Below are 26385 nucleotides of genomic sequence, written 5' to 3'. Positions count from 1 at the left end.
TTCCCTACTTGGTTTCTTCTGCGGACTCGGCCGGGGCGTCAACGGCCGCAGCAAGTACGGCTGCAACGTCGGCGTCGGCAATGGCGTCGGCAATGGTAACGGCGGGCTCTGCCGAAACGGCCTCAACAACAGGCTCAGCAACGGGCTCAGCCACAACGGGCTCAGCAGCTACGGACTCAGCAGCTACGGACTCAGCAGCGGCGGGCTCAGCAGCGGCGTCGTCGGAACCCTTGAGGAGTTCAGCTTCCCACGCGGCGAGGGGCTCAACTTCGGCCTCCGGCTTGGCGTGGCGCTGGATGAGGCCCTCGGCTGCTGCGTCCGCGATGATGCGGGTCAGCAGGCCAACGGAACGGATGGCGTCGTCGTTGCCCGGGATCGGGTACTGAACGTCATCGGGGTCGCAGTTGGTGTCGAGGATCGCGATCACGGGGATGCCAAGCTTGCGCGCCTCGTCAATGGCGAGGTGCTCCTTGTTGGTGTCAACAACCCACAACGCGGAAGGCGTCTTCGTGAGGTTGCGGATTCCGCCGAGGCTCTTGTGCAGCTTGACGAGCTCGCGCTTCTTGATGAGCATTTCCTTCTTCGTGAAACCGCTCTTGGCGGTGTCTTCGAAGTCGAGCTCTTCGAGCTCTTTCATGCGAGCAAGACGCTTGGAGACCGTCTGGAAGTTGGTGAGGAGGCCACCGAGCCAGCGCTGGTTGACGTAGGGCTGGCCGACACGCGTCGCCTGCTCCTGAATCGATTCCTGCGCCTGCTTCTTGGTTCCGACGAAGAGGACGGTGCCGCCGTGGGCAACCGTCTCCTTGACGAAGTCATAGGCCTTGTCAACGAACCCGAGCGACTGCTGCAGGTCGATGATGTAGATGCCGGAACGCTCGGTGAAGATGAAGCGCTTCATCTTCGGGTTCCAACGGCGGGTCTGGTGCCCGAAATGCACGCCGCTGTCGAGCAGCTGGCGAATGGTTACGACGGCCATGAGCCGTTCTCCTTGTCCGGCGCGCGTGCATGAGTGCACGAAACGCCAATCGGTTTGTGCGAGGATCGGTCGATCTTCGCTCCTGGTGCCCGGCACACGCCCGCCCCTGCTTTCGAAGATGGTGCTTTCGAAGATGCGGGGACCGATGGGACATGGCGGCCTGATGGGCACGCGTAGTCAGCGCACGAAGCGCTGCTTGGAGTAGCTTATCACCGGATTGCGCGGCGTTGCGCGGATCCGTCTCGACGGGTCGTCCCCCTCCACACGCTGCCGCCGGGGCCGCACGGCACCGATCACGGCACCCGGCGTCTGCGCGGCCGAGCATCCGGGCAGAGTGGGGCCATGTTCACTCGGAAGGGGCCAGCACGGTCGTTTCGCATCGCGCTGCTGGCGCCGCTGGTCCTGGTCGTTTTCGCGTCCGCCACGGCCGCGGCGACGCCGTGGTCCTGGCCGCTCGCGCCGCCCCACACGATTGAGGCCGGATTCATCGCACCGCTCACCCCGTATGTGGCCGGTCATCGCGGAATCGATGTGCCCGCCGAACGTGGCGCGGCGGTCTTCGCTCCGAGCGCCGGCGTCGTCTCGTTCGCGGGAGTCGTTGCGGACCGGCCCGTGGTGTCCATCGCCCACGCCGGCGACCTGATCTCAAGCGTGGAACCGGTCGATGCTGTCGTGACGGTGGGCGATCGTGTGGCTGCCGGGCAGCAGGTGGGAACGCTGGCGGCCGGAGGCCACTGCGCGAGGCGCTGCCTGCACTTCGGCGTGCGTGAGCACGGACTCTACGTGTCGCCGCTCCGGTTTCTCGGCGGGCTGCCGCGGGCCGTGTTGCTGCCGAATCAGGCGCGAGGGTGGGCCAGCCGGTAGCTGTGCTTGAGGCGCTCGGCCGAGACATGCGTGTAGATCTGTGTGGTGCCGAGGCTCACGTGGCCGAGCAATTCCTGCACGGCGCGCAGGTCCGCCCCTCCGTCGAGGAGGTGGGTCGCGGCCGTATGCCGCAGCGCGTGCGGGCCCGCCGGCCCGTTGCCGGGAATGTCGCCGAGCAGGGCGGCGACGAGGCGGTATACGCCGCGCACGCCGAGCCGTTGCCCCTGGGTGCCGAGAAAGAGGGCATCCGCCGCATCGCGACTGCCGGGTGCGGCCGCGGGGGCCGCCGCGGCGAGGACCGGTCGGCCCTCACCGAGGTAGCGCAGCACCGCACGTTGGGCGGGCACGCCGAACGGCACGACGCGTTCCTTGGAGCCCTTGCCGGTGACCCGCACCGTCAGGCGGTTGAGGTCGACGGTGGAGACGTCGAGACCGACGAGTTCGGAGACGCGCAGGGCGGAGGCGTAGAGAAGTTCCACGATGGCGAGGTTGCGCAGGGCAACGGCGTCTCCCCCGCCGGCTCGTTCCTCAAGCCGGGCCAGCAGTTCGTCCGTCTGGCCGCGGTTCAGCACCCGCGGAAGCGTTCGCCCGGGCTTGGGTGAGCGCAGCCGCACGCCCTGGTCTGCCGTGTCGTCGGCGGAGCGTGACAGCCAGGCCGTGAAACTTCGAGCTGATGCGGACCGGCGGGCCAGGGTGGCGCGCGCCAGTCCCGCCTGGGTGCCGGCCCAGAGCCATTCCCGCAGCAGTTCGAGCGTGACGTCGGCTGCTTCGCCGCCGGCCTTGGTCGCGGCGAAGACCGAAAGCTGCGTCAGGTCGGTGCGGTAGGCGCGCAGGGTGTGCTCCGAATAGCCGCGCTCCGCCGCGAGATAAAGCAGAAAGCGGTCGATGGCCGCCTCGAGCGACATCGGTGACGGGTCGTTGGTGTGCACTCAGACCTGCCGGGAGAACGTTTCGGTGCGCTCCGCGGGCGCCATCGCCTCGATGCTGTCGAGGTAGGCGGCGGGGAAACGCGTCACCGTGTCGAAGGGTCCGATCGTCAGGTTGGAGTGCACGATCTGGTCGTCGTAGACGTGCACGAGGTTCAGGGACTGGGCGCCGTTCACCCCGACCAGTTCACGCTCGGGGGCGCTCAAGTCCATGGTGTAGCACAGGGCCGCGGCGACCGAGATGGGGATTCCGGCGAACAGGCCGTGGGTGGAATAGTGCAGATGCCCGCCGAGGATCGACCGCACGTCGGTGCCGCGGATCACGTCGGCCAGCCGGGACTGCGCGCGCAGCTCAAGCACGGTCATCAGCGCGAGCGGCGTCGGGATGGGCGGGTGGTGCAGGGCGAGCAGGGTGCCGTGCGGCGCGGGGTCACGCAGTTCCTCGGCCAGCCATGACAGCTGGGCATCCGAGAGCTCACCGTGGTGGTACCCCGGAACGCTCGTGTCGACGGAGATGATGCGCAGCCCCTTCACGTCGACAACCCGGTCGACCGGGCTGCCCGGATGCTGGAAGGCGGCCTCGGCCGGCTCGTTGCGCAGCAGCTCCGATCGGAAGAGATCACGCTTGTCATGGTTACCCATCACCCACACGATCTCGGACCCCCAGCCGCTTGCGGCGGCTTCGACGAGGTCGCGCACCCGCCGGTACGCGCCGGCCTCGCCTCGGTCGGCAACATCACCGGTGATCACGATCGCATCGGGGTGTCGTCCCGACCGGTCGATTTGATCGAGGGCGCGGTGCACCCGACTGTCGGTGTCGACGGTGCCGTAGAGCAGCGCCTCGTCGTCGAGAAAATGGGTGTCGCTCAGGTGCGCAATGAGATGGCTCGCGGCCGGATACTGGCCCAGTTGTATGCCTGACATGGGGTGCCTCTCGTCGGTTCGACCAGACTACGGCCTGGTACCGACATGAGGGCGGCGGTGGGCGGCATGGCGCGGAGTCAGTGCGCTCGCACCCAGCCGGTCTCCCGTTCGCCGACGGCGCCGTCCACATCGAGGGCGCCGAGCGCCGCGCGCACGGCCGTCACCGACAGCCCGGCCCGGCGCGCGATGTCGGGCAGTCCCCGCGGAGACCGCCCGCTCAAGGCGTCGAACACGCGCACCTGGTCGCTGGTTCTCCCGTCAGAGTCGCCCGGGACGCCGTCGGGGCCGGTGAGGTCCAGCGGAACCGAACCTTCCCCCACGAGTTCAGCCATTTCGGCGGCCGTCGTGACACACACGGCATCGAATTCTCTAATCAGCCGGTGACAACCGGCCGATGTGGGCGAGGAGACCGGCCCGGGTACGGCACCGAGCGGACGGCCGAGGGCGGCCGCGTGCCCGGCAGTATTGAGCGACCCGGATCGCCAGCCGGCTTCCAGTACCACCGTGGCCAGGCTCGACGCGGCAATCAGCCTGTTGCGTTGCAGAAACCGCCACTTTGTGGGTGCCGAACCGCAGGTGAGTTCGGAGAGCACCACACCGTCGGCGGCGATGCGTGTGAGCAGGGCGTCGTGCCCGCTCGGGTAGAACCGGTCGACTCCCCCGGCGAGAAAGGCCGCCGTGATCCCCTCGCTCGCGAGAGCCGCCCGGTGCGCCATCCCGTCGATGCCGTAGGCGGCGCCGGACACAACGGCGAAGCCGCGGTCGACGAGTCCGGCGGCCGCCTCCATCGCCACGTGCTCGCCGTACCCGGTTGCCGCGCGGGCACCGACGAGAGCGATCGAGTGTGGGAGGCGGGCCAGGGCCGCCCACGTGCCCCGCCACCACAACGCGACCGGGGCATGCGCACCCAGGTCGTTGAGCCCGACCGGCCAGAGCTCGTCGCGCGGCAGCAGCAGCCGGGCACCGACGCGCGCGGCCAGTTGCAGGGACCGCTCGACGTCCGCCGAGTTGAGGCGCGGGCGCCAGCGGAACAGCCCCTGTTCAAGGCTCGTGCCGAGTTCGTCGTCGGAATCGTCGACGCCGGACTCCCGCAGGAGCGCGGCCAGCCGCGCCGGCGCCCAGCCCTCGACGACGGCGGTGAGGCCGAGGCTCGCTCCGAGGCCCCCGACGACAAGTCCCGCGATGCCGTCTCCGGGTTCGGCAATCCCGGTCCAGGCGGCACGCGCGAACACCTCTGCCCACCCGTCATCAGCTTCGGAGTTCAACGCTTCGGTGTCTCGCGCTGCGCTGTCGTGCCCTGCGCTGCCGTGCAGTGCACTCCCGGTCCCGGCATTCGTTCCGGCGTCGCCGTGCACGGTCTCGGCGAGTGCCCGCACCCGCTGCTCGGGCAGTCCGAAGATGGTCATGGCGTCATTCCCTTTCGTAGGTAGAGCGCGAGCCCCACGTGTTCGCTGCCCGGGCGGGCCGCGCCTTCCAAATCGGCGATGGACCACGCGACGCGCAACACGCGGTCGTAGCCGCGCATGGTGATTCCGCCGCGTTCGAGAGCCCGGTCCAGCCCCGCCGTGGTGCGCAGATCGAGTCGGGTGCCCGGGCCGCGCAGCCACGGCCCGGGGACCTCGGAGTTGACCTGCCACGGGGTGTCGCGGAGCCTGTCGGCTGCCGCACCGCGCGCGTCGGCGACCCGGGCGCGGGCCGCGGCGCTTGGGATGCGCACCGTGTCGGTGGCCAGGCGCAGCTGGACCGCTGTGATGCGTTTGACGCCGAGCTGGATGTCGATGCGGTCGAGCAGCGGACCGGAAAGGCGCGCCAGATACCGGCGTCTTGCGTTGGGCGGACACGCGCATTCGAGGTCGCCGGCACCGTATTGCCCACAGGGGCAGGGATTGGCGGCCAGCACGAGTTGGAACCTGGCCGGGAAGTGCGCGATGGCGTTGGCGCGGTGGATGCTGATCGTTCCCGATTCGAGCGGCTGCCTCAGGGCGTCGAGCACAGGAGAGGCGAACTCGGGGGCTTCGTCGAGGAACAGCACGCCGTTGGAGGCGCGCGCGGCGGCCCCCGGTCGAATGTGCCCGGCACCGCCACCCACCATCGCCGCGGCAGTGATGGTGTGGTGGGGCGCCTCCAACGGCGGTCGGGTGATCAACGCCCCGCCGAGCCCCCGTTCGCTGAGCGAGCGCAGGGAACTGACCTCCAACGATGCGGCCGGGCCGAGGTCGGGCAGCAGCCCGGGAAGACGCGCGGCGAGCATCGTCTTGCCCGCGCCGGGCGGGCCAAGCAGAAAAACGTGGTGACCGCCCGCGGCCGCGACCTGCAGGGCCAGGATGGCGTCGTCGTTGCCGATCACATCGGCCAGATCGAGTTCTGTCACCGGCAGGGCCGGGTCGTCGGGCGGGCGGATTGTCTCGACCGGCCGGGCCGTCAGGGCCGCGCCGTGCCAGATCGCCGCGTCCCGCAACGAGGCCACACCGACAACCCGTACGCCGGGCACCAGCGCGGCCTCCTCCGCGTTGCCCTCGGGCACCATGACGGTCTGGTGTCCGAACCGCGCCGCGGCGGCGACGCCGGGGAGGATTCCGGGGGTCGGCCGCAGGCGCCCGTCGAGGGCCAGTTCCCCGAAGTGCACGACCGATCCCACCGATTCAGCGGACACGACGCCGTCGGCCGCCAGGCACGCGACCGCGATGGCGAGGTCGAATCCCGCGCCGTGTTTGGGAAGGGCGGCCGGGGACAGCGCGACGGTGAGGCGGTGGCTGGTGAGCGGGCACCCGGAGTTCGTCGCTGCCGCGCGCACCCGCTGGGTGGCCTGGGACAGGGCGGCGTCGGGCAGCCCGATCAGGACCATCGCCGGAAGCTGCGCGGAAATGTCGGCCTCGACCTCAACCATCGCGCCCGAGAGCCCGAGCAGGGCCACCGCGTGAGTGCGCGCGAGCGACATCAGAACACGCCCCGCAGGTGCTCGATCACGGGCTCCCGCCCCCGTTCGGCAATCACCGCGACGGCGTCCACCCGGATGCGGTTCGGCCACACCTCCGCCTGCGAGCACCACAGGCCCGCCAGCCGCCGCATTCGGGCGAGCTTCTTCGCGGTGATCGCCTCAAACGGATGCCCGAAGCTTGCGCTGCTGCGCGTCTTCACCTCCACGAAGACGACCTGCTCGTCGCGTTCGACGATCAGGTCGACCTCGCCGTCGGGACACCGCCAGTTGCGTGCGATCACGCGGTAGCCTGCGGCGCCCAGGTACGCGGCCGCACAGTCTTCGCCGTACCTGCCGAGTTGATCTTTGCGTGCCACGAGTGCCTCCGGCCACCAGAGTGGCCGGTGCTGCAACCTGCCGGGGGCACGCCGACGCCATCGGTGAGATTCCCCGCGCGTCAACGGCTGGGGAGGACCATTTGGTCCGCCGGTACCGGGACCGTGCATTCGCGAATTTGCGGACCCGAAGGAGTGCGGATTGCGCGCCGACCGCCTTGGGCTCGTTCCTCGCTACGGGTTCCAGCCGAGCCGGCGACTCAGCTCGCGGGCGGCATGCTCGAGCGCCTTGAGGATCGACTCCTGCAGAGGCACCTGCGCCGGGCCTGACGGAGTGACGGCCGCCTGGATACTGTATGCGTGGGTGACGGCGATGGCCGCCACGACACGGCCGCTGCGGTCCCGCACCGGCTTGGCGAAAGACGTGAGACCATCCGTCACCTCGCCGAACTCGCGGGCGAAACCCTGTCGGCGCACCACGTCGAGCTGGTGCAGGAACTCGGCGTGCGTGCGCGGTCCTTTTCCGGTGCGTTGAATGAAGGCGTAGTTGGGCGGAAACAGGGCCTGCAACTGGTCGTGCCCGAGGTCAGCGAGGATCATTCTTCCAGAGGCCGTGAGGTGTGTGGGGAGGCGAACGTCCTTGGCGGTGACGAGAGGGGCGCGGGAACGCGCCGTCTGCTCGTGAATGTACAGCGTCTCGTGGCCGTGTAGCACCGCTAGGTGCGCGGACTCGCCGACGGTGGCGACCAGGCGCTCGAGCACGGGCCGTCCGAATCGGGCCAGCGGCACGTGGATGCCGAACGCCTGGCCGATTTCCAGCGCCGCAATGCCCAGAGCGTAGGTCTTCAGCTCGGGCAGGTGGGTGACATAGCCGAGCGTTTGCATCCCTCGCAAGAGACGGAACGTCGAGGAGCGCGGCGTGCCGATGGCCCGGGCGATCTGCGCGGCGGGGACCGGGTTCGCCTGGGTGGCCAGATAGCTCAGGATGCGCAGGGGGCGCAATGAACTGTCCGTGGTGTCACTCAGGGTGTCGTGCTTTCCGGGCAGAATCTCATATCTGAGACTCTATCCGCCGCTCGTGTATTGTCCCTGATCCAGGTTCACGGTTCCATGGATGTAGGCAGAAAATGCTGGGCGGCAACCGTCCCCTACCGACGAAGGCGTCAGGAGACGACGATGACAGTGACCACCGAGGCCCCGAGAACCCGAACCCGCGGGATGTGGAAGCTGTTCGTCTACAGCGGTATCGGGGCGTTTATGTTCTTCGTTCCGTTGACCATCGGCGGCAAGAGCACGATCATGCTCGACCACATCGTCACGTTCCTGCAAGCGAGTATCGGCCCGGCGCTGCCGTATTACGCACTCGCGATCATTGTGGCCGGCGCCGTGTACCCCTTCGTGACCGGGAACTGGAAGCGGTCCGTCGTCGGTGTGGTGTTCTCGTTGTTCAAGGTCCTGGGCCTGGTAGTGGGCGTCATGATGGTCTTCCGGGTCGGCCCCGCCTGGCTGTTCGAACCGGGCATGGGCCCGTTCCTCTTTGAGAAGCTGGTGATTCCGGTCGGGCTGCTCGTGCCGATCGGCGCCGTGTTCCTGGCGCTGATGGTGAGCTACGGCCTGCTGGAATTCATCGGAGTGCTTGTGCAGCGGGTGATGCGCCCGATTTGGAAGACCCCGGGGCGCTCGGCCATCGACGCGGTCGCCTCGTTCGTGGGCAGCTACTCACTCGGGCTGCTCATCACTAACCGGGCCTACAAAGACGGCAAGTACACCGCCAAGGAGTCGGCGATCATCGCCACCGGATTCTCCACAGTCTCGGCCACCTTCATGGTCATTGTGGCCAAAACCCTCAACCTGATGGGCCAGTGGACGGCGTACTTCTGGGTGACGTTCCTCGTGACCTTCCTGGTCACGGCGATCACGGTGCGCATCTGGCCCCTGAACAGCATCCCCGACACTTACCACCCGGATGCGACTGCGCAACCCGAGGAGATCATCACCGGCAAACGGCTGTCGGTGGCCTGGGCGCATGCTCAGGAGACGGTCGCGGCGGCGCCCTCGCTCGGCGTCAATGTGTGGCGGAACGTGCGCGACGGTCTTCTGATGGCGATGGCGATCCTGCCCTCCATCCTCTCTATCGGGCTGCTCGGGCTCGTGCTCGCCACCTACACGCCTGTGTTCGACTGGCTCGGCTACGTGTTTTATCCCTTCACTTGGGCGCTGCAGCTGCCCGAGCCGATGCTCGTGGCCAAGGCCAGTGCAGTGGGCGTGGCCGAGATGTTCCTGCCGGCGCTGCTCGTGGCCGGGTCGGTGCCGATCGTGAAGTTCGTTATCGGTGTTGTGTCGGTCTCGGGAATCATCTTCTTCTCGGCGCTGGTGCCCTGCATCATGGCAACGGACATCCCGATCCCGGTGTGGAAACTCGTCGTGGTCTGGTTCCAGCGCGTCGTGCTGACACTGATCATTGTGACTCCGATCGCGTTCTTGCTGTTCTGACGCGTGGCGTGCGGCACGCGTGGGTGTATGCGGGGGCGCGCGCATGTAGTGGCCCGCGGATCCGCCGCCGAAGCCTGAGTTCGGGCGCCCCTACAACCCGAGGGCGCTCAGCTCGGCGTCCATCCGCGTGGCCATGGCCGCGTAGCCGGCGTCGTTGGGATGCAGGCCGTCACCGGCCATCCATTCGGGGTGCCCTTCGATCCAGTGGGAGGCATCCTCGATGTAATCGGCGTCAATGCCCGCGGCCGCATCCCTCACCCAGCTGATGATCGTGGCTACCGAACTCGGCCGTTCGTCGGTGTACCAGAACGGTTCCACCACGACGATGCGCGCCTCGGGCAGGGCCGTCGCGAGCGTGCTGAGGTCGGTTGTGATGGCCGCCTCGATCGCGTCGGCCTTGCCCGGCATGGAAAAGTTGTCGTTGAGTCCCATCGTCACCATGACGATGTCCGGTTTCGCGTCGATCACCTGCTGCACGAGGCCGGTCCCGGGCGCGCCTGACCGCTTGTTGATGAAGCCCAGGCCGTTGGCGCTCGGGTTCACCTCGTTCCAGCCGCGTTCGGTCGAGATCAGGCTCGACCAGCGTTTCGAGGGGTCGGAGGCCCCCGTCCCTCGGGTGTAGGAGTCACCGTAGAACGCGACCGTCGGCCCGTCGGGGAAGGCCTGCACCGCCGGAATGGGCGTGGGCGCGCACGCGGCCATCACCGCGACCACCGCCGCGCCGACGACACTTGCGATGAGCCGGGAAGGCAAAAAGCGGTGAGTGGTCATGTCAGGGGTTCGTCGCCCGGCGCGGTAGCGATTGGTGCGGCAGCCATCCAGTGCCCTCTCCGGCCTCTCTCAGTCCAGGGTGAAGAGGCGGCGCACGACCCGGCCCTCGGCGAGAGCGTCGAGGCTCTCATTGAGCTCGCTGAGGGGGCGCGTGTCGGTGTGCAGCAGCTCCACCGGCAGCGTTCCCGCCCGCCACATGTCGAGGTAGCGCGGAATGTCCCGGTCGGGTACCGAATCACCCATGTAGCAGCCGAGCAGGCGTCGGCCGGTGCCCGCGAATTGCAGGGCCGAGGTCGTGATCGTCTGGTCGGGGTGAGGCAACCCCACCGAGACGAGCGCGCCGCCGCGGGTCAGCAGACCGAGGCACGCCTCCATCACGCGGGAGTTGCCGACGGCCTCGATCGCGAGGTCGACACCGTCGCCGGCGTGCTCGGTGACGAGGGCGGCCGCCTGGTCGGGCGCGCCGACGGCCGTCGCGCCACACCGCAGCGCGAGGGCCTGCTTCTCGGGGAGCGGGTCGATGGCGATCACGGTCGTGCCCGCCACCTGGGCGGCGGCCATGACGGCCATCAGTCCGACGGCGCCGAGCCCGAAGACGATCACAGACTGGCCGGCCACGAGCTGCCCGGTGTTGAGCACGGCGCCGATGCCGGTCAGTGCCGCGCAGCCGAACATGGCGGCCACGTCGAACGGCACGTCGGCGGCGATCACGACGGCCGATTCGCGTGCGACGACGGCGTACTGGGAGAAGGCGGAGACCCCGAGGTGGTGGTTCACCCGCTCCCCCGCCTCCGACCGCAACACGGCGTCGCCGTGCAGCAGGTCCCCGGTGTTGTTCACCTCGGCGCCGCGGTGGCAGAGCGCCGGGCGGCCGGCGAGACAGGCACGGCAGTCCCCGCAGCTCGGCACGAACACGAGCACGACATGGTCGCCGATGCGCACATCATCGACATCCGCACCGACCGCGCTCACGGTTCCGGCGGCCTCGTGTCCGAGTGCCATCGGCAGCGGGCGGATGCGGGAGCCATTGATCACCGACAGGTCGGAGTGGCAGAGGCTGGCGCGTTCGATCTTCACCAGCAGCTCGCCGCGGCGTGGCTCGGGTACCGGAATGGTTTCCAGGGTGAGCGGTGCGCTGTCGGCGTACGGCGCGTCCGAACCGGGATCGCGGAGGATCGAGCTGAGCATCGTTGCTGTCGTCATGGTTCCAACGTAGCGGTCTGAGCCGGCGCTCGCGGCCGGGCAGCAGGCGGCTCACGTACGATCGGGGCATGAGCATTCGCCACACCGTCACGGACCTGAGCATGCAAGCGATGAACGGTGTGCACCGCACGATTCTCTTCCTGTCCGGCGGTCGCTGGGGTTGGACGATCGGTCCGATGCCGGCCGTCGAACTGCACACCACGGGCCGGTCGAGCGGTCAGCGACGCTCCACGATGCTGACCGCGCCGGTGCACGGCGACGGGCGTTATGTTCTCGTCGCGTCCAAGGGTGGTGACGACCGGCATCCGAACTGGTACCTCAATCTGCTGGACCAGCCCGATGTCGAGCTCACCGTGCGGGGCGCGACCCTCCCGATGCGGGCGCGCACGGCTACCCCGGCGGAGAAGGCGGAGCTGTGGCCCCGCATCGTCGCCGAGTACTCCGGGTATGGCGCGTACCAGCAGAAGACGAGCAGGGACATCCCCGTCGTCATCTGCGAGCCGCGCTGACCCGGGGCCGCCCTGGCTCAGCGCCGCCGGGGTGACGGTGCCTCCGGAGTTAGAGAACCGCTTCGAGCTCGTCGACCATGGCGCTCGGGAAGGCCGGGGCCAGCACGCCGGCCATTTCTTCGAGCACGCGGATGACCTGGCAGCTGTAGCCGAATTCGTTGTCGTACCAGACGTAGAGGATCACCTTGGTGCCGTTGGCGATGGTCGCGAGACCGTCGACGATCCCGGCGCGGCGCGATCCGAGGAAGTCGCTGGAGACCACCTCGGGTGAGTCGATGTAGTCGATCTGCTTGTGCAGGTCGGAGTGCAGCGACATGGTGCGCAGGTAGGTGTTGACCTCGTCCTTGTCGGTGCCTGTTTCCAGGTTGAGGTTCAGGATCGCCATGGACACGTCGGGCGTCGGCACCCGGATGGCGTTGCCGGTGAGTTTTCCGACGAGCTCGGGCAGGGCCTTGGCAACGGCCTTGGCCGCGCCCGTTTCGCTGATCACCATGTTGAGGGCGGCCGAGCGTCCGCGACGATCCCCCGAGTGGAAGTTGTCGATGAGGTTCTGGTCGTTGGTGAACGAGTGCACGGTTTCGACGTGACCGTCCACGATGCCGAAGCGGTCGTTGATGGCCTTGAGCACGGGGGCGATGGCGTTCGTGGTGCAGGATGCCGCGGTGACGATCGTGTCGTCGTCGGTGATCGTGGCGTGGTTGATGCCGTGCACGATGTTCTTCAGCGCGCCCTTGCCCGGAGCGGTCAGCAGCACCCGCGCGACGCCGGGGCATTTGAGGTGCTGGGACAGGCCGTCCGCGTCGCGCCAGCGACCCGTGTTGTCCACGACGACCGCGTTGTGGATGCCGTAGGACTCGTAATCCACGGTGGACGGGTCGCTCGAGTAGATCACCTGGATCAGCGTTCCGTTGGCGAGGATCGTGTTGTTGCGCTCGTCGACGGTGATGGTTCCCTCGAAGGGACCGTGCACGGAGTCGCGTCGCAGCAGGCTCGCGCGCTTGATGATGTCGTTCTCCGAGCCTTTGCGCACGACGATGGCGCGCAGGCGCAGGCCCTGGCCGCCGCCGGCGTGCTCAATCAGGATCCGGGCGAGCAGACGCCCGATGCGGCCGAAGCCGTAGAGCACAACGTCGGTGCTGGTGCGTTCGTCCAGGCCGTGCTGGTCGACGATGCCGGCGAGCTCGGCGCGCAGGAACTCCTCCAGCGAGAGTTCCTCGGCGTCTTTCCGGTACGCAATCGCGAGACGGGCCAGGTCGATCGAGGCTGCACCGAGGTTGAGACGCAGCAGGGTCTCCAGGACCGGAAGCGTCTCTTCGAGCGGAAGCTCGACATCCGCTATGTGGCGGGCGAAGCGGTGAGCCTTGAGCAGACCGATGACCGACTTGTTCACAAGGCCGCGACCGAACACGCTCGTCACGACATTGTTGTCGCGATACAGGCGGCCGATGAGGGGAATCATCGCCTCGGCGATCGCCTCCCGACCGATCCACATTTGACGGGCACGATCTGTTGACTGATTCACAGGCTGTTTTCCTAAACCCTCGTTGGTTTTCACCGCGCGGCGGGCCGCGTCGGTGACTCAAATTTTGCGCGTCGTTACTCGTCGAGCGCCAATTCCTTGGGCAGCTCAAACTCCTTCGACGCAAGTTCTTCCACGTTGACATCTTTGAATGTGAGCACACGCACTGATTTCACGAAGCGATCGGAGCGGTACACGTCCCACACCCACACGTCCTTCATGTTCAGCTCAAAGTAGAAATCGTGCTCCGTGTCACGGCGCACCAATTCGACGTCATTGGCCAGGTAGAAGCGCCGTTCCGTCTCAACGACATATTGGAACTGGCCAACCACGTCTCGATATTCACGGTACAGGGCCAGCTCGACCTCGCGGTCGTAGTCCTCAAATTCGTCTTCTTCCATGGTGAAACAATCCTACTTCGAGATCTTCAACCACGATTTGCGGTGCAGCTCGGTGGCTCCCAGCCGAGCAATGGCTCTCATGTGCTCGGCGCTACCGTACCCCTTGTTGCCCAACCACCCGTATCCGGGAGAAACAGCATCCGCCGCGATCATCAGGCGGTCCCTGTGCACCTTGGCGATAACGGATGCTGCGGCGACCGAGCCGCAGTCCCGGTCGGCCTTGATGCGGGTCACGACGGTCAGCGGGGTCTTGAGCGCCTTGTTGAGCCAGTCATCACTGCCGTCGAGGAGCACGACGCTGCCGGTTATGTCGACCCCGGAGGCGTGCAGCTGGGCCAGGGCACGCTTGCCTGCCAGACCGAGGCACGCAATGATGCCGAGCTCGTCGACCTCCTGCGCCGAGGCGAGGCCCACCGCCGAGTGCAGCGCCCAGGCCGCTGCGAGCGGCGCGAGCAACTCGCGTTTGGGCTCGCTGAGCATTTTGGAGTCGCGTAAACCGGCCGGAATGGGGGTGACGCTCGCATCGATCGCGACGAATCCAACACCAACGGGCCCGGCCAATGCGCCGCGGCCCACCTCGTCACAGCCGATAACGAACCTCGCTCCGTCTGCCAGCATGGCCAGTTCCACGTCAAGGTTGGGGTCGGACACGGCCACCTACTGCGCCCCGTCTTTCACGCTGCGGAAGACGTCGGGGTAGTCGTCGAGCCAGGACCATCTGGCGAGGGGCCAGCTGATAACGAGGGCGCGACCGACCACGTGGTCGATCGGGACAAAACCCTTACCAGGGGTCTCCCCGTTGTACCGGGAGTCCTTCGAGTTGTAGCGGTTGTCCCCCATCATCCAGAGGGAATTCGCGGGGATCACCACGTCGAAGTCGTCCTGGGACACCATGGTCGCTCCCTGCGGCAGCAGCACATACGGCTCGGAGAGGGGCACGCCGTTAACACTCATCTGGCCGAGGGCGTTGCAGCAGACCACGTGATCACCCGGCAGTCCGATGACACGTTTGATCAGGTGATCGTTACTGTCGGGAGCGGATAGTCCGACCGCGGCCATGAGCCAGTCCGCGCTCGCGACGAGGGGGTTCTGCTGAACGACCTCCTGCGGCGAGAGCCAACCGCCCGGGTCACGGAAGACCATGACGTCGCCGCGTTTGATGGGCATGAACCGGGGCTCGAGCTGATTCACAAGGATCCGGTCATAGACCTGGAGCGTGTTTTCCATCGACCCGGAGGGAATGTAGAACGACCTAACCAAAAACGTCTTGATCAGGAAGGAGATGAGGAGGGCGACAATAAAAATAATGATGAGGTCGCGGACGAACAGTAAGACACTTTGCTTCTTGGTCTTTGGACCGGAGCGTGCACGCGAGTGTGATCCCAGGCGAATCCTTCGCGTAGGTACCGCTTCTTCTGTCATTAAACCGCCTGAGCTCCCGATCAGTTTACGTGATCGGGAGCTCAGGGGAGAATCCGGTGAACCGGGGCTAATCGGTAATGACTAGCGCTTTTCCTTGATCTTGGCCTTCTTGCCGCGCAGGTCGCGGAGGAAGTACAGCTTCGCGCGGCGAACATCTCCGCGGGTGACGACCTCGATGTGGTCGATGATCGGCGAGTGCACCGGGAAGGTGCGCTCGACGCCGATCTGGAAGCTGACCTTACGTACGCAGAAGGTCTCGCGGACGCCTTCACCGGAACGGCCGATGACGATGCCCTGGAAGACCTGGATACGAGAGCGGGTACCTTCAATGATGTTTACGTGAACCTTGACGGTGTCGCCGGCACGGAACGCGGGGATGTCCTTCTTGAGGGACGGTGCATCCACGAAGTCGAGAATATGCATAGTTTTTCGCTCTCTGTATCCGCCACAGGTCGAACACGGTTCGTGCCGGAACGCTTTGGCGATTCCGGCAACCGATATAGGTAAGTGTGTGCCGATTAGAAGCAGCTCCCCTGTGGCAGAGGCTTGCCGCGGCACAATCGCCTATTCTGTCACATTCCGGGTCGTGCTGCAAAAAATCCCGGGCGTGTTGGCGCCGACCTACGGAGCGTCGTGCGGCGTTTCCTTGATCACGATGACCTCTGGATCGTTCGCGCGGCCGGATGGAGGCGGCGTGGATGCGCCGTGTTCCGTTCTCGGCCGCATCGGCGGTGATGCCAGGGGGCTGGCGGGAGCGGTGCCGGCCGCAGTCTGCTCAATGAGATCCAGCATGGCCCGCACGCGCTTGCGGGCGGCACTGAACAGCGCCCACACGGCGTACCAGAACGCGCCGATCCCGACAACGATGACGAGCACGGACAACCAGCCGGAGGGATCAGAGGCAAGCCCGAGTGCGATGATCAGGGCGTGCCAGACGGCAAGCACGCCGACGTCGATCCACGACAGGGCGCGCTCCTCGCGCACCTCGCGGCGGGCGAAGAGGAACAGGCTCACGATGAGCATTCCGAGGCCGAGCAGCACGGCGCCGAAGAAGATCCCGAGTACCGCCCAGCCGCCCGTTCCGAAGATCGACGAGCCGATCAGGAGCCATAGCGGCAGGACAATAACGGCAGGAAACTGCCAACGGAAGAAGGTGCGGCGTATAAACACGCCTACAGACTATCCGCGCGCGCTGAGTGATTGCCCGGCGTTCGCTGTGGGCAAACCGGGCCGCGCCGACCCCGACCCTGGCACTGGCACTGGGACTGGGACTGGGAGCAAGCTACGGAGCGGGACTCTCCACCGGCTCGGCCAGCAGGTCGGGACGAACGAGCCTCGTGCGCTCAAGCTGCTGCTCGTGGCGCCAGGCTGCGATAGCGGCGTGGTTGCCGCTCAGCAGAACCGGGGGAACCGACAGTCCTCGCCACTCGTTCGGTTTCGTATAACTCGGGTATTCCAGCAGGCCGTCCTCGTGTGATTCCTCCACGAGGCTCTGCGGGTTTCCGACCACACCGGGAATGAGCCGGCCCACGGCCTCGATCATCGCCATCACGGCGACCTCTCCCCCGTTGAGCACATAGTCACCGAGGCTGATCAGGCGCACGCGTCCGCGGGTGGCGTAGTGGTCGACGACGCGCTGGTCGATGCCCTCGTAGCGCCCGCATCCGAAGACGAGATGGGATTCCTCGGCGAGCTCCCTCGCGGTGGCCTGGGTGAACTGCTCGCCGGCGGGCGACGGAAAAATGATCGTGGGGCCCTCGTCGGCGGCGGGCGCGTCGCCGAGGATGGAGTCGAGTGCGTCCCCCCAGGGCTCGGGCTTCATGACCATTCCGGCGCCCCCGCCGTAGGGGGTGTCATCGACGGTGCGGTGCCGGTCGTGCGTGTGGTCGCGCAGGTTGTGCACGCCCAGTTCGATCAGACCGGACTGGCGGGCCTTGCCGAGCAGCGACAGGTCGAGCACATCGAAGAATTCAGGAAAAATGGTGACGATATCAATGCGCATAGTCAGATTCTAATATTTGGACGACGGCAGTGCGGCCGCGTCACGCGAGGCCACGGTCTCTCGGACCCATAAACAGAGATACACGGATCGCCCTCGCTGAGCAGATCGCTGATCGGTGTCTCCCATGCCCATCAAGGCTGGCGGTCGCGGCGGCGGGGCGACTGGCGCGAGCGTCAGGTGGGGAGGGACGGAACCTGCTGTCAGGATTCCTGTGGGCTGTGTTCGCGGATGTGTGGGGTGAGCCAGTCGATGAGGAATTTGCTGGAGCCGGGGTGTATCCCCGGTGCTTCGTGTTGTTGTGCGTGCCATGCTTCCACCTCGGCGGAGGCGTTGGCTTCGTGGAGGAATCGGGTGAGAGGGCAGCGGTCGAGTTCCAGTGGGTGCGGTGCGGCTAGTCGGGCGAACTTCAAGTGATAAGCCAAAGCGCCGAGCGGTGTCTCTATCAGAGACACGTCTGAGTGGAGGGTGAAGGAATCAGACCACCGCAGGCAGTCTTCGGGTGGCATTGGTTTGGCAAAGTAATACCCCTGGCCCAGCGGTGCCCCGAGGACGGTAGCGGCTTCGGTCAGGCTTTCGTTCTCCAGCCCTTCGATAACGACATTCATGCCCAGGTCCCGGCCTAATTGGATGAGGGTTGCCAGGACGCTGAGCGTTTCCAGGGGCCTGTCCTGGACGTGAAAGAGCAATCCGCGATCGAGTTTGATGGCGCTGAACGGAAACGATGAGAGCCTTTGCAGGCTGCTGTAGCCGGATCCGAGATCATCCATGGCAAGGTTTACTCCCAAGGCGACGAGCTCCCGCAAAGCTGTCCGCTGCGCGTCGAGGCTTATGACCTGCGATTCCAGCAGCTCCAATCCCAGGCGGCCCGGCTGGATGTCATGGGCGTGGAGCAGCTTGTCGACGAGTGCCGGTATCGACCCATCGAGCAGGATTGCTGGTGGCAGGTTCACTGACACGTCGTGACGGGTACCCTCTCGATCCCACGCCGCCAGGATTTCCAACGCCCGATCGAGGACGCCGACGAACAAGACGCGCAGATCGTCAGTCCCGAGGTGGGGCAGGAACTCATCGGGGTACGCGACGCGTCCTCCGGGGAGTGTCAGGCGCGCCAGGGCCTCGAACAGGTGCACGGTCCCCTCGCGAAGATCCACCACGGGCTGGAAGTGAACAAGGATATTTCCACTCGTGAGAGCGCCTGGATAATCCTCCGGATTCGCTTCTGGTCCCGTGCCGGAGCGTCCATTGGTGGTACCGCTGTTTCCGTTGTCCTGTGAGTGAATGCTGGCGTGTTCCGCGGTCTCCCACCAGGTCCTCCGATGGTTTCGGCGTTCCTTGGCCGTATAGAGCGCCTCATCGGCGCTGCGAAGAATGGACCGGCTATCGGTGCCGTCCTCGGGAACCAGTGCGATCCCCAGGCTCATTCCGATGCGAACCTGCTGGCCGTCAACAGTGAAGGGCGCCTTCACCGCCTCATGCACCCGGTGGAGCATTCCGGGCAGGTCCTCGTTTGCGGTGCTACGCGTGATGTTTTTGAGGATCAGGATGAATTCGTCCCCGCCCATCCGGGCCAGAACATCGCCTTCACGCAGGCGTGAGAGCACGCGAGCCGCCCACTGCTGCAACACTGCATCACCCGCCGCATGACCCAAGGTGTTGTTGACGAGACGGAAATCATCCAGATCAATCAATCCAACTGCCGCCGTCACTTCACGGTCAGGAGCGCGTTTCACGACCTCCTCCACAGCCCGTTCGGCCGCCGTCCGGTTCGGCAGACCCGTCACGGAGTCGTGAAGCGCCTGGTTCTGCAGCTGCTTCAGCAAGGCCACGTGGTTGCTGATATCGCGTTGGATACTCACAAAGTGGGTGATCGCGGTGCTGGCGCCCACCCGCATCGGGATGATCTTCAGCGCTGTCCAGAACGCGGAACCGTTCTTACGGTAATTGAGTATTTCTCCTTCAAAGACCTCCCCCGAAGCGAGGACTTCCCGCATGATGCGTCTCGTGCTGGAATCGGTGCCCGGTCCCTGCAGGACGCGACAGTTCCGGCCCATCAACTCAGCCTGCTCATACCCGGTCATGGCGGTAAAAGAAGCAGAAACATACATGACGGCTTGTGTTGAGTCGGTTATCAGCGCGATATCAGCGGTCGCCCCCCGGGCAGCCACGAGCACTGAGGCCAGGCCATCATCTACGTTTCCGTTCGTTCGCAGGGTCATGGTTTCCTTCAGTGAGATCGAACGAACACATATCGCGACGATTAGCCTACATGCGCGCGGCCCATCAACATGTCAGAGGGTTCGCAACCGTCACGCTGTGCAAGGAACCCAACAGACACGGACAGGTCCGGTGACGTACGCCTGCGCCGACAACCCGGGCCTGGCCCTCGTGGGCGAACGTGACCAAATGCGTCCTGCAACCACAGCGGAGCGGGCCGATTCACGTACGGTCATTCTCAGCGGAAGTCGTATTCCGGTGCGAGGAGAGTAGAAAATGACAGTCCACCCTTCAGGGAAGACCGGAGCGGTCACCCTCGTCGGCGGCGGTCCGGGAGCCCCCGGGCTGCTCACCGTTGCCGGCGCGAACGCGCTGCTCGAAGCCGATGTTGTGCTGTACGACCGGCTCGGCCCGACCGCGCACCTGACGACGCTCGCGCCGAACGCCCTCCTCATCGACGTGGGAAAGCTCCCGGGCAACCACGCCGTCTCCCAGTGCGATATTGAGGACCTCATCGTCTCCCACGCGCTCACCGGTTCCCGGGTCGTTCGACTCAAGGGCGGCGACCCCTACGTGTTCGGGCGCGGTAGTGAAGAAGTGCTCGCCTGCCATGCGCGGGGCATCCCGGTCTCGGTGGTCTCCGGAGTGACGAGTGCGATCTCCGTTCCCGCCGCCGCCGGCATTCCCCTGACCCACCGCGGTCTCAGCCATGCGTTCACGGTCATCTCCGGCCACGCTCCCCTGACCGAGAGGGAACTGGAGGGTCTTGTTCTGCTCGGCAGCACCATTGTCGTACTGATGGGCGTGGGCACTCTGCCCACTCTCACCCAGGGCCTGTTGCGGCACGGAATGGCCTCGGACCTGCCGGTGGCCATCATTGAACGCGGCTTCAGCGACACCCAGCGCACCACCATCGCCACCCTCGCTACCGTTCTCGGCGCCGCTGCCCAGGCCAGCGTCTCCTCCCCCGCTGTGCTCGTGGTCGGTGACGTCGTGCGGCTCGCGTTCACCGGCGATGAGAGCGCCGAAGACCTGATCAGCCAGGCGGCCCAGTTCCAGGCTACGTCCTGATGCCCACCGAACCATCGAGTCCGGTCCCCCGGCACGTGGCGGTACCCGTGCGGCGGGAAGCCATCGTGTCCCGCCGCTACCGACTCAACGTGTAGCGCTGCCCCGGCCGGAAACGCACAAATCGCCCACCCCCAGTGGGGATGGGCGATCAGTGAAAAATCAGTGCCGGTCAGGCCTTCTCGGCCTCGGGTGTGTCAGAGCCGGTTTCATCAACGGATGCCGCGGCATCCACTTCTGAACCAGCCTGGTCATCTGCGGCGTCGTCCGCCTGCTCGGGAAGCTCTTCGAGCAGTCCCGGGGGCGGAGTGATGGTGACCGTTCCGGCCTTCACGTCGACAGCGGGAACAATCGCCTTCACGAAGGGGATCATCACGTCGCCGGCGGGCGTCTTGACGATGAGGAGGTCCTGCGCCGGCATGTGCTCGAGGCGGGAGATCGTGCCGATCTTCACCCCGTCACGCATGACGGCGAGGCCGATGAGCTGGTGGTCATACCAGGCATCTTCTTCGTCGGACTGCTCTGCCGCGTCGGATTCGATCCAGAGAATCGCCTTGGCGAGGGTCTCCGCGGTGGTGCGGTCCGGAACATCCTTGAAGAAGCCGACGGCATGCTGGTTGTACCAGCGAAGTTCGACAAGTTCAAGGGTTTTTCCATGCCACGGCGTACCGGTGGGCACCTGGAGGGTGAACACGGCACCCGGGACGAAACGTCGTCCCGGGTCGTCCGTGAACAGTTCAAGCTTGATCGCTCCCTTAAGCCCGTGAGCCTTCGTGAGTCGTCCCACCCGAAGCTGGTTGCGTGCTGGCGTGCCGTCGTCGACCGAATTCATGGGAGACCCTAGGAATCGGTGTCGACGACGTCAACACGAACACGCCGACCTTCGGCCAGAGCAGCCACGAGGGTGCGCAGCGCCTTGGCCGTGCGACCCGCACGGCCGATGACACGGCCGAGGTCCTCGGGGTTCACACGAACCTCAAGAACCTCACCACGGGGCGAGTTCTTCTCAGCAACGTGCACATCGTCCGGGTGATCTACGATCCCCTTGACGAGGTGCTCAAGTGCGGGAGCGAGCAAGATTTACGCCTTGGTCTCGTCGGTTGCCTCTGCGGCAGCCTCGGTGGACTCTTCGGCCTTGACGGCAGGCTTATCGGCCTTGGGCTTCAGGACGGGCTTCTTCTTCTCGTCAGCGACGAAAGCAGCCTTCGGCTCCTTGAACTTGACGGTGCTCTTGGCGTTCTTGTCGCCCTTGAAGATGCCCCAGTCGCCGGTGAGCTTGAGCAAGGCCGCAACCTGCTCGGTCGGCTGTGCACCGACGCTCAGCCAGTACTGTGCACGCTCGGACTTGACCTCGATGACGGAGGGCTCCTGCGTGGGGTGGTAAACGCCGATCTCTTCGATGACACGACCGTCGCGCTTGGTGCGCGAGTCGGCAACGACGATGCGGTAGTACGGTGCACGGATTTTACCCATGCGCTTCAGACGGATTTTGACAGCCACAATTCTCCAGTGTTATTTCGATGTTTGGCGAACCTGAGGCCGTGAGCGTGGGGGCACACTCGGCATAAGCTTCTAGGGGATCTTCCTACACCGGGATAGAGGGCGGGGCATAGTGATCTCAACTGATCATTCTGCCAGACATTCCCCCCATTGTGATAATCGTCAGCCGACGGGTTGTTCCTCAGCCGCTTGAAGGAGTGCACGTGACATTGGAATTCGCCCGGTCGGCCCGGTCGACGGTCGGCATCGAATGGGAGATCGCGCTCGTTGACCGGGACACCGGTGAACTCGCCTCAATTGCCGAAGAGGTGCTCGTCGCGCTCCGCTCCCCCGATGGTTCCCTGCACCCCACCATCACGGGCGAGCTGCTCCTCAATACCGTCGAGGTCGTATCCGGCGTGCATGAGACGGTGGCCGAGGCTGTAGCGGATGTCGCGGGCCAGGTCGACGAGGTACGCGCGGTTGTCGCGCCGCTCGGCGTTGATCCCATCTGCAGTGGTTCGCATCCGTTCGGGCAATGGTATGAACAGACGATCACCGACAAGCCGCGCTACCACCGCCTCATTGACCGCACCCAGTGGTGGGGGCGCAACATGATGATCTGGGGCATTCATGTGCATGTGGGCATCGAAGACAAGAACAAGGTCATTCCCATTCTGAACGGCATGCTCACGTACATTCCGCACCTGCAGGCGCTGTCAGCCTCCAGCCCCTACTGGGCGGGTATCGACACCGGGTACGCGTCGAACCGTGCCCTGATGTTCCAACAGCTGCCGACGGCCGGGCTGCCGTGGGACTTGACGGATTGGGAGGCCTGGGAGCGCTACGTGGGCGACATGACCGCCACGGGGATCATCGACGACGTCACCGAGGTTCGCTGGGACATTCGCCCCGCAGCGCGGTGGGGCACGATCGAGGTCCGCGTCTGCGACGGTGTCTCCACGACGCAGGAACTCGGTGCAATCGCGGCTTTCATCCAGTGCCTCGTTGAATGGATGTCGACCCGGCTGGATGCCGGGGAGACGGTGCCCACGATGCAGCCCTGGTTCGTGCGCGAGAACAAGTGGCGCGCCGCGCGCTACGGCCTCGAGGCCGAGATCATTCTCGACGCTGCGGGTACCGAACGCCTCGTGACCGACGACGTGCGTCGCCTCATCGAGGTTCTCTCCCCCACCGCCGAGCGCCTGGGCTGCCTCGACGAGCTTCGTGCGCTCACCCTCATCATCGAGGGCGGCGGGAGCTACCAGCGCCAGCTGCGCGTGGCAACGGATGCCGGCGGCAGCCTCCCGGCCGTCGTGGCCGCCCTCAGCCACGAGCTGCAGAACGGGCTCGGCGCGTAACGGGGCTACTCAGCCCGCGTTTTTGGAGTCGCGCCAGGCGAGCCAGTCCACGGCGTGCGCCAGGTCATAGCCCGGGCCGGAGACCCCGATCGTGAACAACCGCGCACCGAGGTCGTAGAGCTCCTCGGCCTGCGCGAGGGTGCGGCCGCGCAGCTCGGTGGAGATCTCGATCTCTGACATGTCCCGGCCGACCTTCTCGCACCACTCACCGAGCACCCCGAGCTTGTGCTCAAGCACGGTCGGGTCGGCGAAGGAATGCCAGATGTTCGCGTGCTGGGCGACGATGCGCAGGGTTTTCTTCTCGCCGCCGCCACCAATGAGCACGGGAATCTGGCGAGTGGGCGCCGGGTTGATCTTCGCCCAGCGAGCTTCGATGCGATTAAGGCTGTCGTCGAGGGCGTTGAGACGGGTGCCCGGGGTGCCGAACTCGTAGCCGTACTCGTCGTAGTCACGCTCGAACCAGCCGGCCCCGGTGCCGAAAATGAACCGGCCGCCGCTGATGTGGTCGATCGTGCGCGCCATGTCCGCCTGCAGGTCGGCGTTGCGGTAGCTGTTGCAGTTGACGAGCGCGCCAAATTCGATGGTCGAGGTCTGCTCGGCCCACGCGGCGAGGATGGTCCAGGACTCGAAGTGCAGGCCGTCCGGGTCTCCGCTCAACGGAAAGAAGTGATCCCAGTTGAAGGCCACGTCAACGCCGAGGCCTTCGACGGTTTCCACCGTTTCGCGAATCTTCGAATAGGTGGCGTGCTGGGGAGCGATCTGCACGCCGAGGCGCACGGGACGCGTGGTTGTCGAGGTCATGACTCCGCCTGAACTTGTGGGTGCAATGGTTGGGGTGATGGTTCACCGCTGCATCCGATGAGAGCGCTCGGCCCCAGCGGAAAGGTGCCGACCCCTCCCCGGACTGAAAGCACAGCATCGATCACGGTGAATGTCGCGCGGGCATGAGCTGGCCTCCCTGCTCTGGCAAAGCTGGTTTCGCCCGAGTTTAGCGCCCGAGCATCTTCTGCAGGGCGGTCATTTCCTCTTCGCTCGGCCCGCCGACTTTTCCCTTGCCCGGCTGCGCGGCGCTGCCGCCGCCGAGGCCAAACCCAGAGCCCCCGGCCGTCGAGGTCTCGTTGGCCGGCTTCTCGCCCGCGGCAATGGCGGCGTTCTCTGCCGCGCGCTTGGCCGGGTTGCCCGACTTCGAGCCCTTCTTCTTCTGCTGAACCTTCGGCTTGCCGCCGTAGCCAGCGCCGGGGATCGGGCCCATGCCGGGGATGTTGGGTGTTCCGCCCTTGGCCACCGTCTTCATCATCTTCGCTGCCTGCTCGAAGCGCTGAACGAGCTGGTTGACCTCGGTGACCGTTGATCCCGAACCCTTCGCGATACGCATACGGCGGGAGCCGTTGAGGAGCTTGGGAGTGGTGCGCTCCATTTTGGTCATCGACTGGATGATGGCCTCGGTGCGCACGATCTCGCGCTCGTCGAAGTTGTCGAGCTGTTGCTTCATGGCGCCCGCGCCGGGAAGCATGCTCATCATCTTCTTGATCGAGCCCATGTTGCGCAGCTGCTGCATCTGGCCGAGGAAGTCGTCGAGGGTGAACGAGTCGGTCGCGAACTTCTCGGCGACCTTGCGGGCCTCATCCTCGTCGAAGGCGCCCTGCGCCTGCTCAATGAGGGTGAGGATGTCACCGAGGTCGAGGATTCGACCGGCCATGCGGTCGGGGTGGAAGGGCTCGAAGTCGTCGAGACCCTCGCCGGTGGACGCGAACATAATGGGGCGTCCGGTGAGGGAAGCGACCGAAAGGGCCGCGCCACCGCGTGCGTCGCCGTCGAGCTTCGTGAGCACGACGCCGGTGAAGTCCACGCCCTCCTGGAACGCCTTCGCCGTGGCTACGGCGTCCTGGCCGATCATCGCGTCGATGACGAACAGAACCTCGTCGGGGTTCGTCGCCCGGCGGATGTCGGCGGCCTGCTTCATCATGTCGGCGTCGACGCCGAGGCGTCCCGCGGTGTCAATGATGACGACGTCGTGCAGTTTCTGCTCGGCGAACTTCACGCCGTCGCGAGCGACCTTGACCGGGTCGCCCACGCCGTTTCCGGGCTGGGGCGCGTACACGGCAACTCCGGCCTGCTTGGCCACAACTTCGAGCTGGGTGACGGCGTTGGGGCGCTGGAGGTCGGCGGCGACGAGAACCGGGGTGTGACCGTCTTTGGCGAGCCACTTGGCCAGCTTGCCCGCGAGGGTGGTCTTACCCGCGCCCTGCAGCCCGGCGAGCATGATGATGGTCGGCGGCTTCTTCGCAAACTCGAGGCGGCGCTGGTGGCCACCGAGAATCGTGACGAGTTCGTCGTTGACGATCTGCACGACTTGCTGGGCGGGGTTGAGCGCCTTGCTGACCTCATCGCCGAGTGCGCGCTCGCGCACCCGGCCGGTGAAGTCTTTAACGACCTCGAGGGCAACGTCGGCGTCGAGCAACGCGCGCCGAATTTCACGAACCGTGCCGTCAACATCCGCTGCACTGAGCTTGCCCTTGGTGCGGAGATTCTTGAACGTCTCGGCCAGGCGATCTGAGAGGTTTCCAAAAGTAGCCATGATTGATTCAGTTTACGGGATGAGGGAGGCTCCCGAATCAGCGTGGCATGCTGTCTGTTCAGACCAAAGTCAGGAGACTTCATGTCAATCATCGTCATTGCCACTCTTCTTCCGAACCCTGGCCGCGTGCAGGACGCCCTCGACGCCTTTGCGGGCGCCGCTCCCCTCGTGCACGAAGAGGCCGGGTGCGAGCTCTATGCGCTGCACACCGACCAGAGCAAGCTCGTCATGGTGGAACGCTGGGCGACAGCCGACGATCTGGCCGCCCACTCCACGGGGGACGCCATGGCCGAACTCAACCGGCTGATGGGTGATGCGCTCACCGGGGCGCCCGAGGTATCGATCATGGCGAACGTGCCCACCGGCGTGTCATCCAAGGGCACCATCCAGTAGCGGATGCCGCAGCCCGACTGGCCCCGGTCC

Annotated in this window: 28 protein-coding genes; 6 read left to right on the top strand and 22 right to left on the bottom strand. The window is 65.9% G+C overall.

Translation table 11 applies throughout. The annotated features are described in order from the left end of the window. Window positions 1-4: 4 nt before the first annotated feature. The gene (gene rpsB, locus EDD25_RS14775) at window positions 5-976 is read right to left on the bottom strand and encodes a 30S ribosomal protein S2 (protein WP_134174324.1); all 972 of its coding nucleotides are present in this window, start codon (window positions 974-976) and stop codon (window positions 5-7) included. A gap of 342 nt (window positions 977-1318) precedes the next feature. Between rpsB and EDD25_RS14770 the strand changes: the two genes are divergently transcribed. Then, window positions 1319-1840 (top strand): M23 family metallopeptidase, encoded by a 522-nt coding sequence (locus EDD25_RS14770; RefSeq protein ID WP_134174322.1) that lies wholly within the window; start codon window positions 1319-1321, stop codon window positions 1838-1840. On the opposite strand, the gene EDD25_RS14765 is transcribed toward EDD25_RS14770, so the two are convergent. From EDD25_RS14765 to EDD25_RS14740, 6 genes are all read right to left on the bottom strand, one after another. Further along, window positions 1813-2745, bottom strand: a complete 933-nt coding sequence (locus tag EDD25_RS14765) for a tyrosine recombinase XerC (protein ID WP_134175554.1) — start codon at window positions 2743-2745, stop codon at window positions 1813-1815. The two genes, EDD25_RS14770 and EDD25_RS14765, sit on opposite strands and share 28 nt — an antisense overlap. A gap of 24 nt (window positions 2746-2769) precedes the next feature. Continuing rightward, a complete protein-coding gene (locus EDD25_RS14760) occupies window positions 2770-3690 on the bottom strand; it encodes a metallophosphoesterase (protein WP_134174320.1) in 921 nt (306 codons plus the stop codon). Window positions 3691-3767: 77 nt separating this feature from the next. Further along, entirely contained in the window at window positions 3768-5096 is a 1329-nt protein-coding gene (gene dprA / locus EDD25_RS14755; protein WP_134174318.1) for a DNA-processing protein DprA, read from the bottom strand. After that, window positions 5093-6628, bottom strand: coding sequence for a YifB family Mg chelatase-like AAA ATPase (locus EDD25_RS14750; protein WP_134174316.1), 1536 nt, complete (start codon window positions 6626-6628; stop codon window positions 5093-5095). The genes dprA and EDD25_RS14750 overlap by 4 nt, the downstream gene beginning before the upstream one ends. After that, a complete protein-coding gene (locus EDD25_RS14745) occupies window positions 6628-6984 on the bottom strand; it encodes a YraN family protein (RefSeq protein WP_134174314.1) in 357 nt (118 codons plus the stop codon). Before EDD25_RS14745 ends, EDD25_RS14750 begins: the two co-directional genes overlap by 1 nt. Before the next feature lie 192 nt (window positions 6985-7176). Beyond that, entirely contained in the window at window positions 7177-7944 is a 768-nt protein-coding gene (locus tag EDD25_RS14740) for an IclR family transcriptional regulator (RefSeq protein WP_241986409.1), read from the bottom strand. 174 nt (window positions 7945-8118) lie between these two features. Between EDD25_RS14740 and EDD25_RS14735 the strand changes: the two genes are divergently transcribed. Beyond that, window positions 8119-9435 (top strand): YjiH family protein, encoded by a 1317-nt coding sequence (locus EDD25_RS14735; RefSeq protein WP_134174310.1) that lies wholly within the window; start codon window positions 8119-8121, stop codon window positions 9433-9435. A gap of 90 nt (window positions 9436-9525) precedes the next feature. On the opposite strand, the gene EDD25_RS14730 is transcribed toward EDD25_RS14735, so the two are convergent. Further along, window positions 9526-10206 (bottom strand): SGNH/GDSL hydrolase family protein, encoded by a 681-nt coding sequence (locus EDD25_RS14730; RefSeq protein ID WP_134174308.1) that lies wholly within the window; start codon window positions 10204-10206, stop codon window positions 9526-9528. Window positions 10207-10275: 69 nt separating this feature from the next. Next, complete coding sequence (locus EDD25_RS14725; protein ID WP_241986410.1) at window positions 10276-11409, bottom strand: alcohol dehydrogenase catalytic domain-containing protein; 1134 nt, start codon at window positions 11407-11409, stop codon at window positions 10276-10278. 68 nt (window positions 11410-11477) lie between these two features. Between EDD25_RS14725 and EDD25_RS14720 the strand changes: the two genes are divergently transcribed. Continuing rightward, entirely contained in the window at window positions 11478-11918 is a 441-nt protein-coding gene (locus EDD25_RS14720) for a nitroreductase family deazaflavin-dependent oxidoreductase (protein WP_134174306.1), read from the top strand. 49 nt (window positions 11919-11967) lie between these two features. Here EDD25_RS14720 and EDD25_RS14715 read toward each other — a convergent pair whose 3' ends face one another. From EDD25_RS14715 to EDD25_RS14680, 8 genes are all read right to left on the bottom strand, one after another. After that, window positions 11968-13440 carry a glyceraldehyde-3-phosphate dehydrogenase gene (locus EDD25_RS14715; RefSeq protein ID WP_134174304.1) on the bottom strand — a complete coding sequence of 491 codons (1473 nt, stop codon included), beginning with the start codon at window positions 13438-13440 and terminating at the stop codon, window positions 11968-11970. Between the two features lie 74 nt (window positions 13441-13514). Further along, window positions 13515-13838: a DUF2469 family protein gene (locus tag EDD25_RS14710; RefSeq protein ID WP_134174303.1), complete on the bottom strand. Its 324-nt coding sequence runs from the start codon at window positions 13836-13838 to the stop codon at window positions 13515-13517. A gap of 12 nt (window positions 13839-13850) precedes the next feature. Next, window positions 13851-14495: a ribonuclease HII gene (locus EDD25_RS14705; protein ID WP_134174301.1), complete on the bottom strand. Its 645-nt coding sequence runs from the start codon at window positions 14493-14495 to the stop codon at window positions 13851-13853. Beyond that, on the bottom strand, window positions 14496-15260 hold the full coding sequence (gene lepB / locus EDD25_RS14700; protein ID WP_134174299.1) for a signal peptidase I: 765 nt from the start codon (window positions 15258-15260) through the stop codon (window positions 14496-14498). Window positions 15261-15341: 81 nt separating this feature from the next. Beyond that, window positions 15342-15683 (bottom strand): 50S ribosomal protein L19, encoded by a 342-nt coding sequence (gene rplS, locus EDD25_RS14695; protein WP_134174297.1) that lies wholly within the window; start codon window positions 15681-15683, stop codon window positions 15342-15344. Between the two features lie 198 nt (window positions 15684-15881). After that, window positions 15882-16430 carry an MFS transporter gene (locus EDD25_RS14690; RefSeq protein WP_134174295.1) on the bottom strand — a complete coding sequence of 183 codons (549 nt, stop codon included), beginning with the start codon at window positions 16428-16430 and terminating at the stop codon, window positions 15882-15884. Window positions 16431-16542: 112 nt separating this feature from the next. Next, a complete protein-coding gene (trmD, locus tag EDD25_RS14685; RefSeq protein ID WP_134174293.1) occupies window positions 16543-17262 on the bottom strand; it encodes a tRNA (guanosine(37)-N1)-methyltransferase TrmD in 720 nt (239 codons plus the stop codon). A 200-nt stretch (window positions 17263-17462) separates the two neighbouring features. Then, entirely contained in the window at window positions 17463-19478 is a 2016-nt protein-coding gene (locus tag EDD25_RS14680; protein WP_134174291.1) for a putative bifunctional diguanylate cyclase/phosphodiesterase, read from the bottom strand. A 274-nt stretch (window positions 19479-19752) separates the two neighbouring features. Between EDD25_RS14680 and cobA the strand changes: the two genes are divergently transcribed. Further along, window positions 19753-20547 carry a uroporphyrinogen-III C-methyltransferase gene (cobA, locus tag EDD25_RS14675; protein WP_134174289.1) on the top strand — a complete coding sequence of 265 codons (795 nt, stop codon included), beginning with the start codon at window positions 19753-19755 and terminating at the stop codon, window positions 20545-20547. A gap of 169 nt (window positions 20548-20716) precedes the next feature. Here the strand turns inward: cobA and rimM are convergent, their stop codons facing one another. Genes rimM through rpsP form a run of 3 tightly spaced genes read right to left on the bottom strand, consistent with a single transcriptional unit; the run spans window position 20717 to window position 22044 of the window. Beyond that, window positions 20717-21376: a ribosome maturation factor RimM gene (rimM, locus tag EDD25_RS14670; protein WP_134174287.1), complete on the bottom strand. Its 660-nt coding sequence runs from the start codon at window positions 21374-21376 to the stop codon at window positions 20717-20719. 8 nt (window positions 21377-21384) lie between these two features. Further along, window positions 21385-21621: an RNA-binding protein gene (locus EDD25_RS14665; RefSeq protein WP_134174285.1), complete on the bottom strand. Its 237-nt coding sequence runs from the start codon at window positions 21619-21621 to the stop codon at window positions 21385-21387. Between the two features lie 3 nt (window positions 21622-21624). Continuing rightward, window positions 21625-22044 (bottom strand): 30S ribosomal protein S16, encoded by a 420-nt coding sequence (rpsP, locus tag EDD25_RS14660; RefSeq protein WP_134174283.1) that lies wholly within the window; start codon window positions 22042-22044, stop codon window positions 21625-21627. 203 nt (window positions 22045-22247) lie between these two features. Here rpsP and EDD25_RS14655 point away from each other — a divergent pair, with 203 nt between their 5' ends. Next, window positions 22248-23384 carry a glutamate--cysteine ligase gene (locus EDD25_RS14655; protein ID WP_134174281.1) on the top strand — a complete coding sequence of 379 codons (1137 nt, stop codon included), beginning with the start codon at window positions 22248-22250 and terminating at the stop codon, window positions 23382-23384. A gap of 9 nt (window positions 23385-23393) precedes the next feature. Here EDD25_RS14655 and EDD25_RS14650 read toward each other — a convergent pair whose 3' ends face one another. Together EDD25_RS14650 and ffh are read right to left on the bottom strand one after the other, a co-directional pair. Beyond that, window positions 23394-24185, bottom strand: a complete 792-nt coding sequence (locus EDD25_RS14650) for an LLM class F420-dependent oxidoreductase (protein ID WP_134174279.1) — start codon at window positions 24183-24185, stop codon at window positions 23394-23396. A gap of 187 nt (window positions 24186-24372) precedes the next feature. Then, on the bottom strand, window positions 24373-25962 hold the full coding sequence (ffh, locus tag EDD25_RS14645; protein WP_134174277.1) for a signal recognition particle protein: 1590 nt from the start codon (window positions 25960-25962) through the stop codon (window positions 24373-24375). 81 nt (window positions 25963-26043) lie between these two features. Here ffh and EDD25_RS14640 point away from each other — a divergent pair, with 81 nt between their 5' ends. Next, on the top strand, window positions 26044-26355 hold the full coding sequence (locus tag EDD25_RS14640; RefSeq protein ID WP_134174275.1) for a putative quinol monooxygenase: 312 nt from the start codon (window positions 26044-26046) through the stop codon (window positions 26353-26355). The last annotated feature ends 30 nt before the right edge of the window (window positions 26356-26385 follow it).

The sequence above is a fragment of the Cryobacterium psychrophilum genome (assembly GCF_004365915.1).
GTDB classification, from domain to species: domain Bacteria; phylum Actinomycetota; class Actinomycetes; order Actinomycetales; family Microbacteriaceae; genus Cryobacterium; species Cryobacterium psychrophilum.
This window is presented reverse-complemented; position numbering and strand designations above follow the sequence as displayed.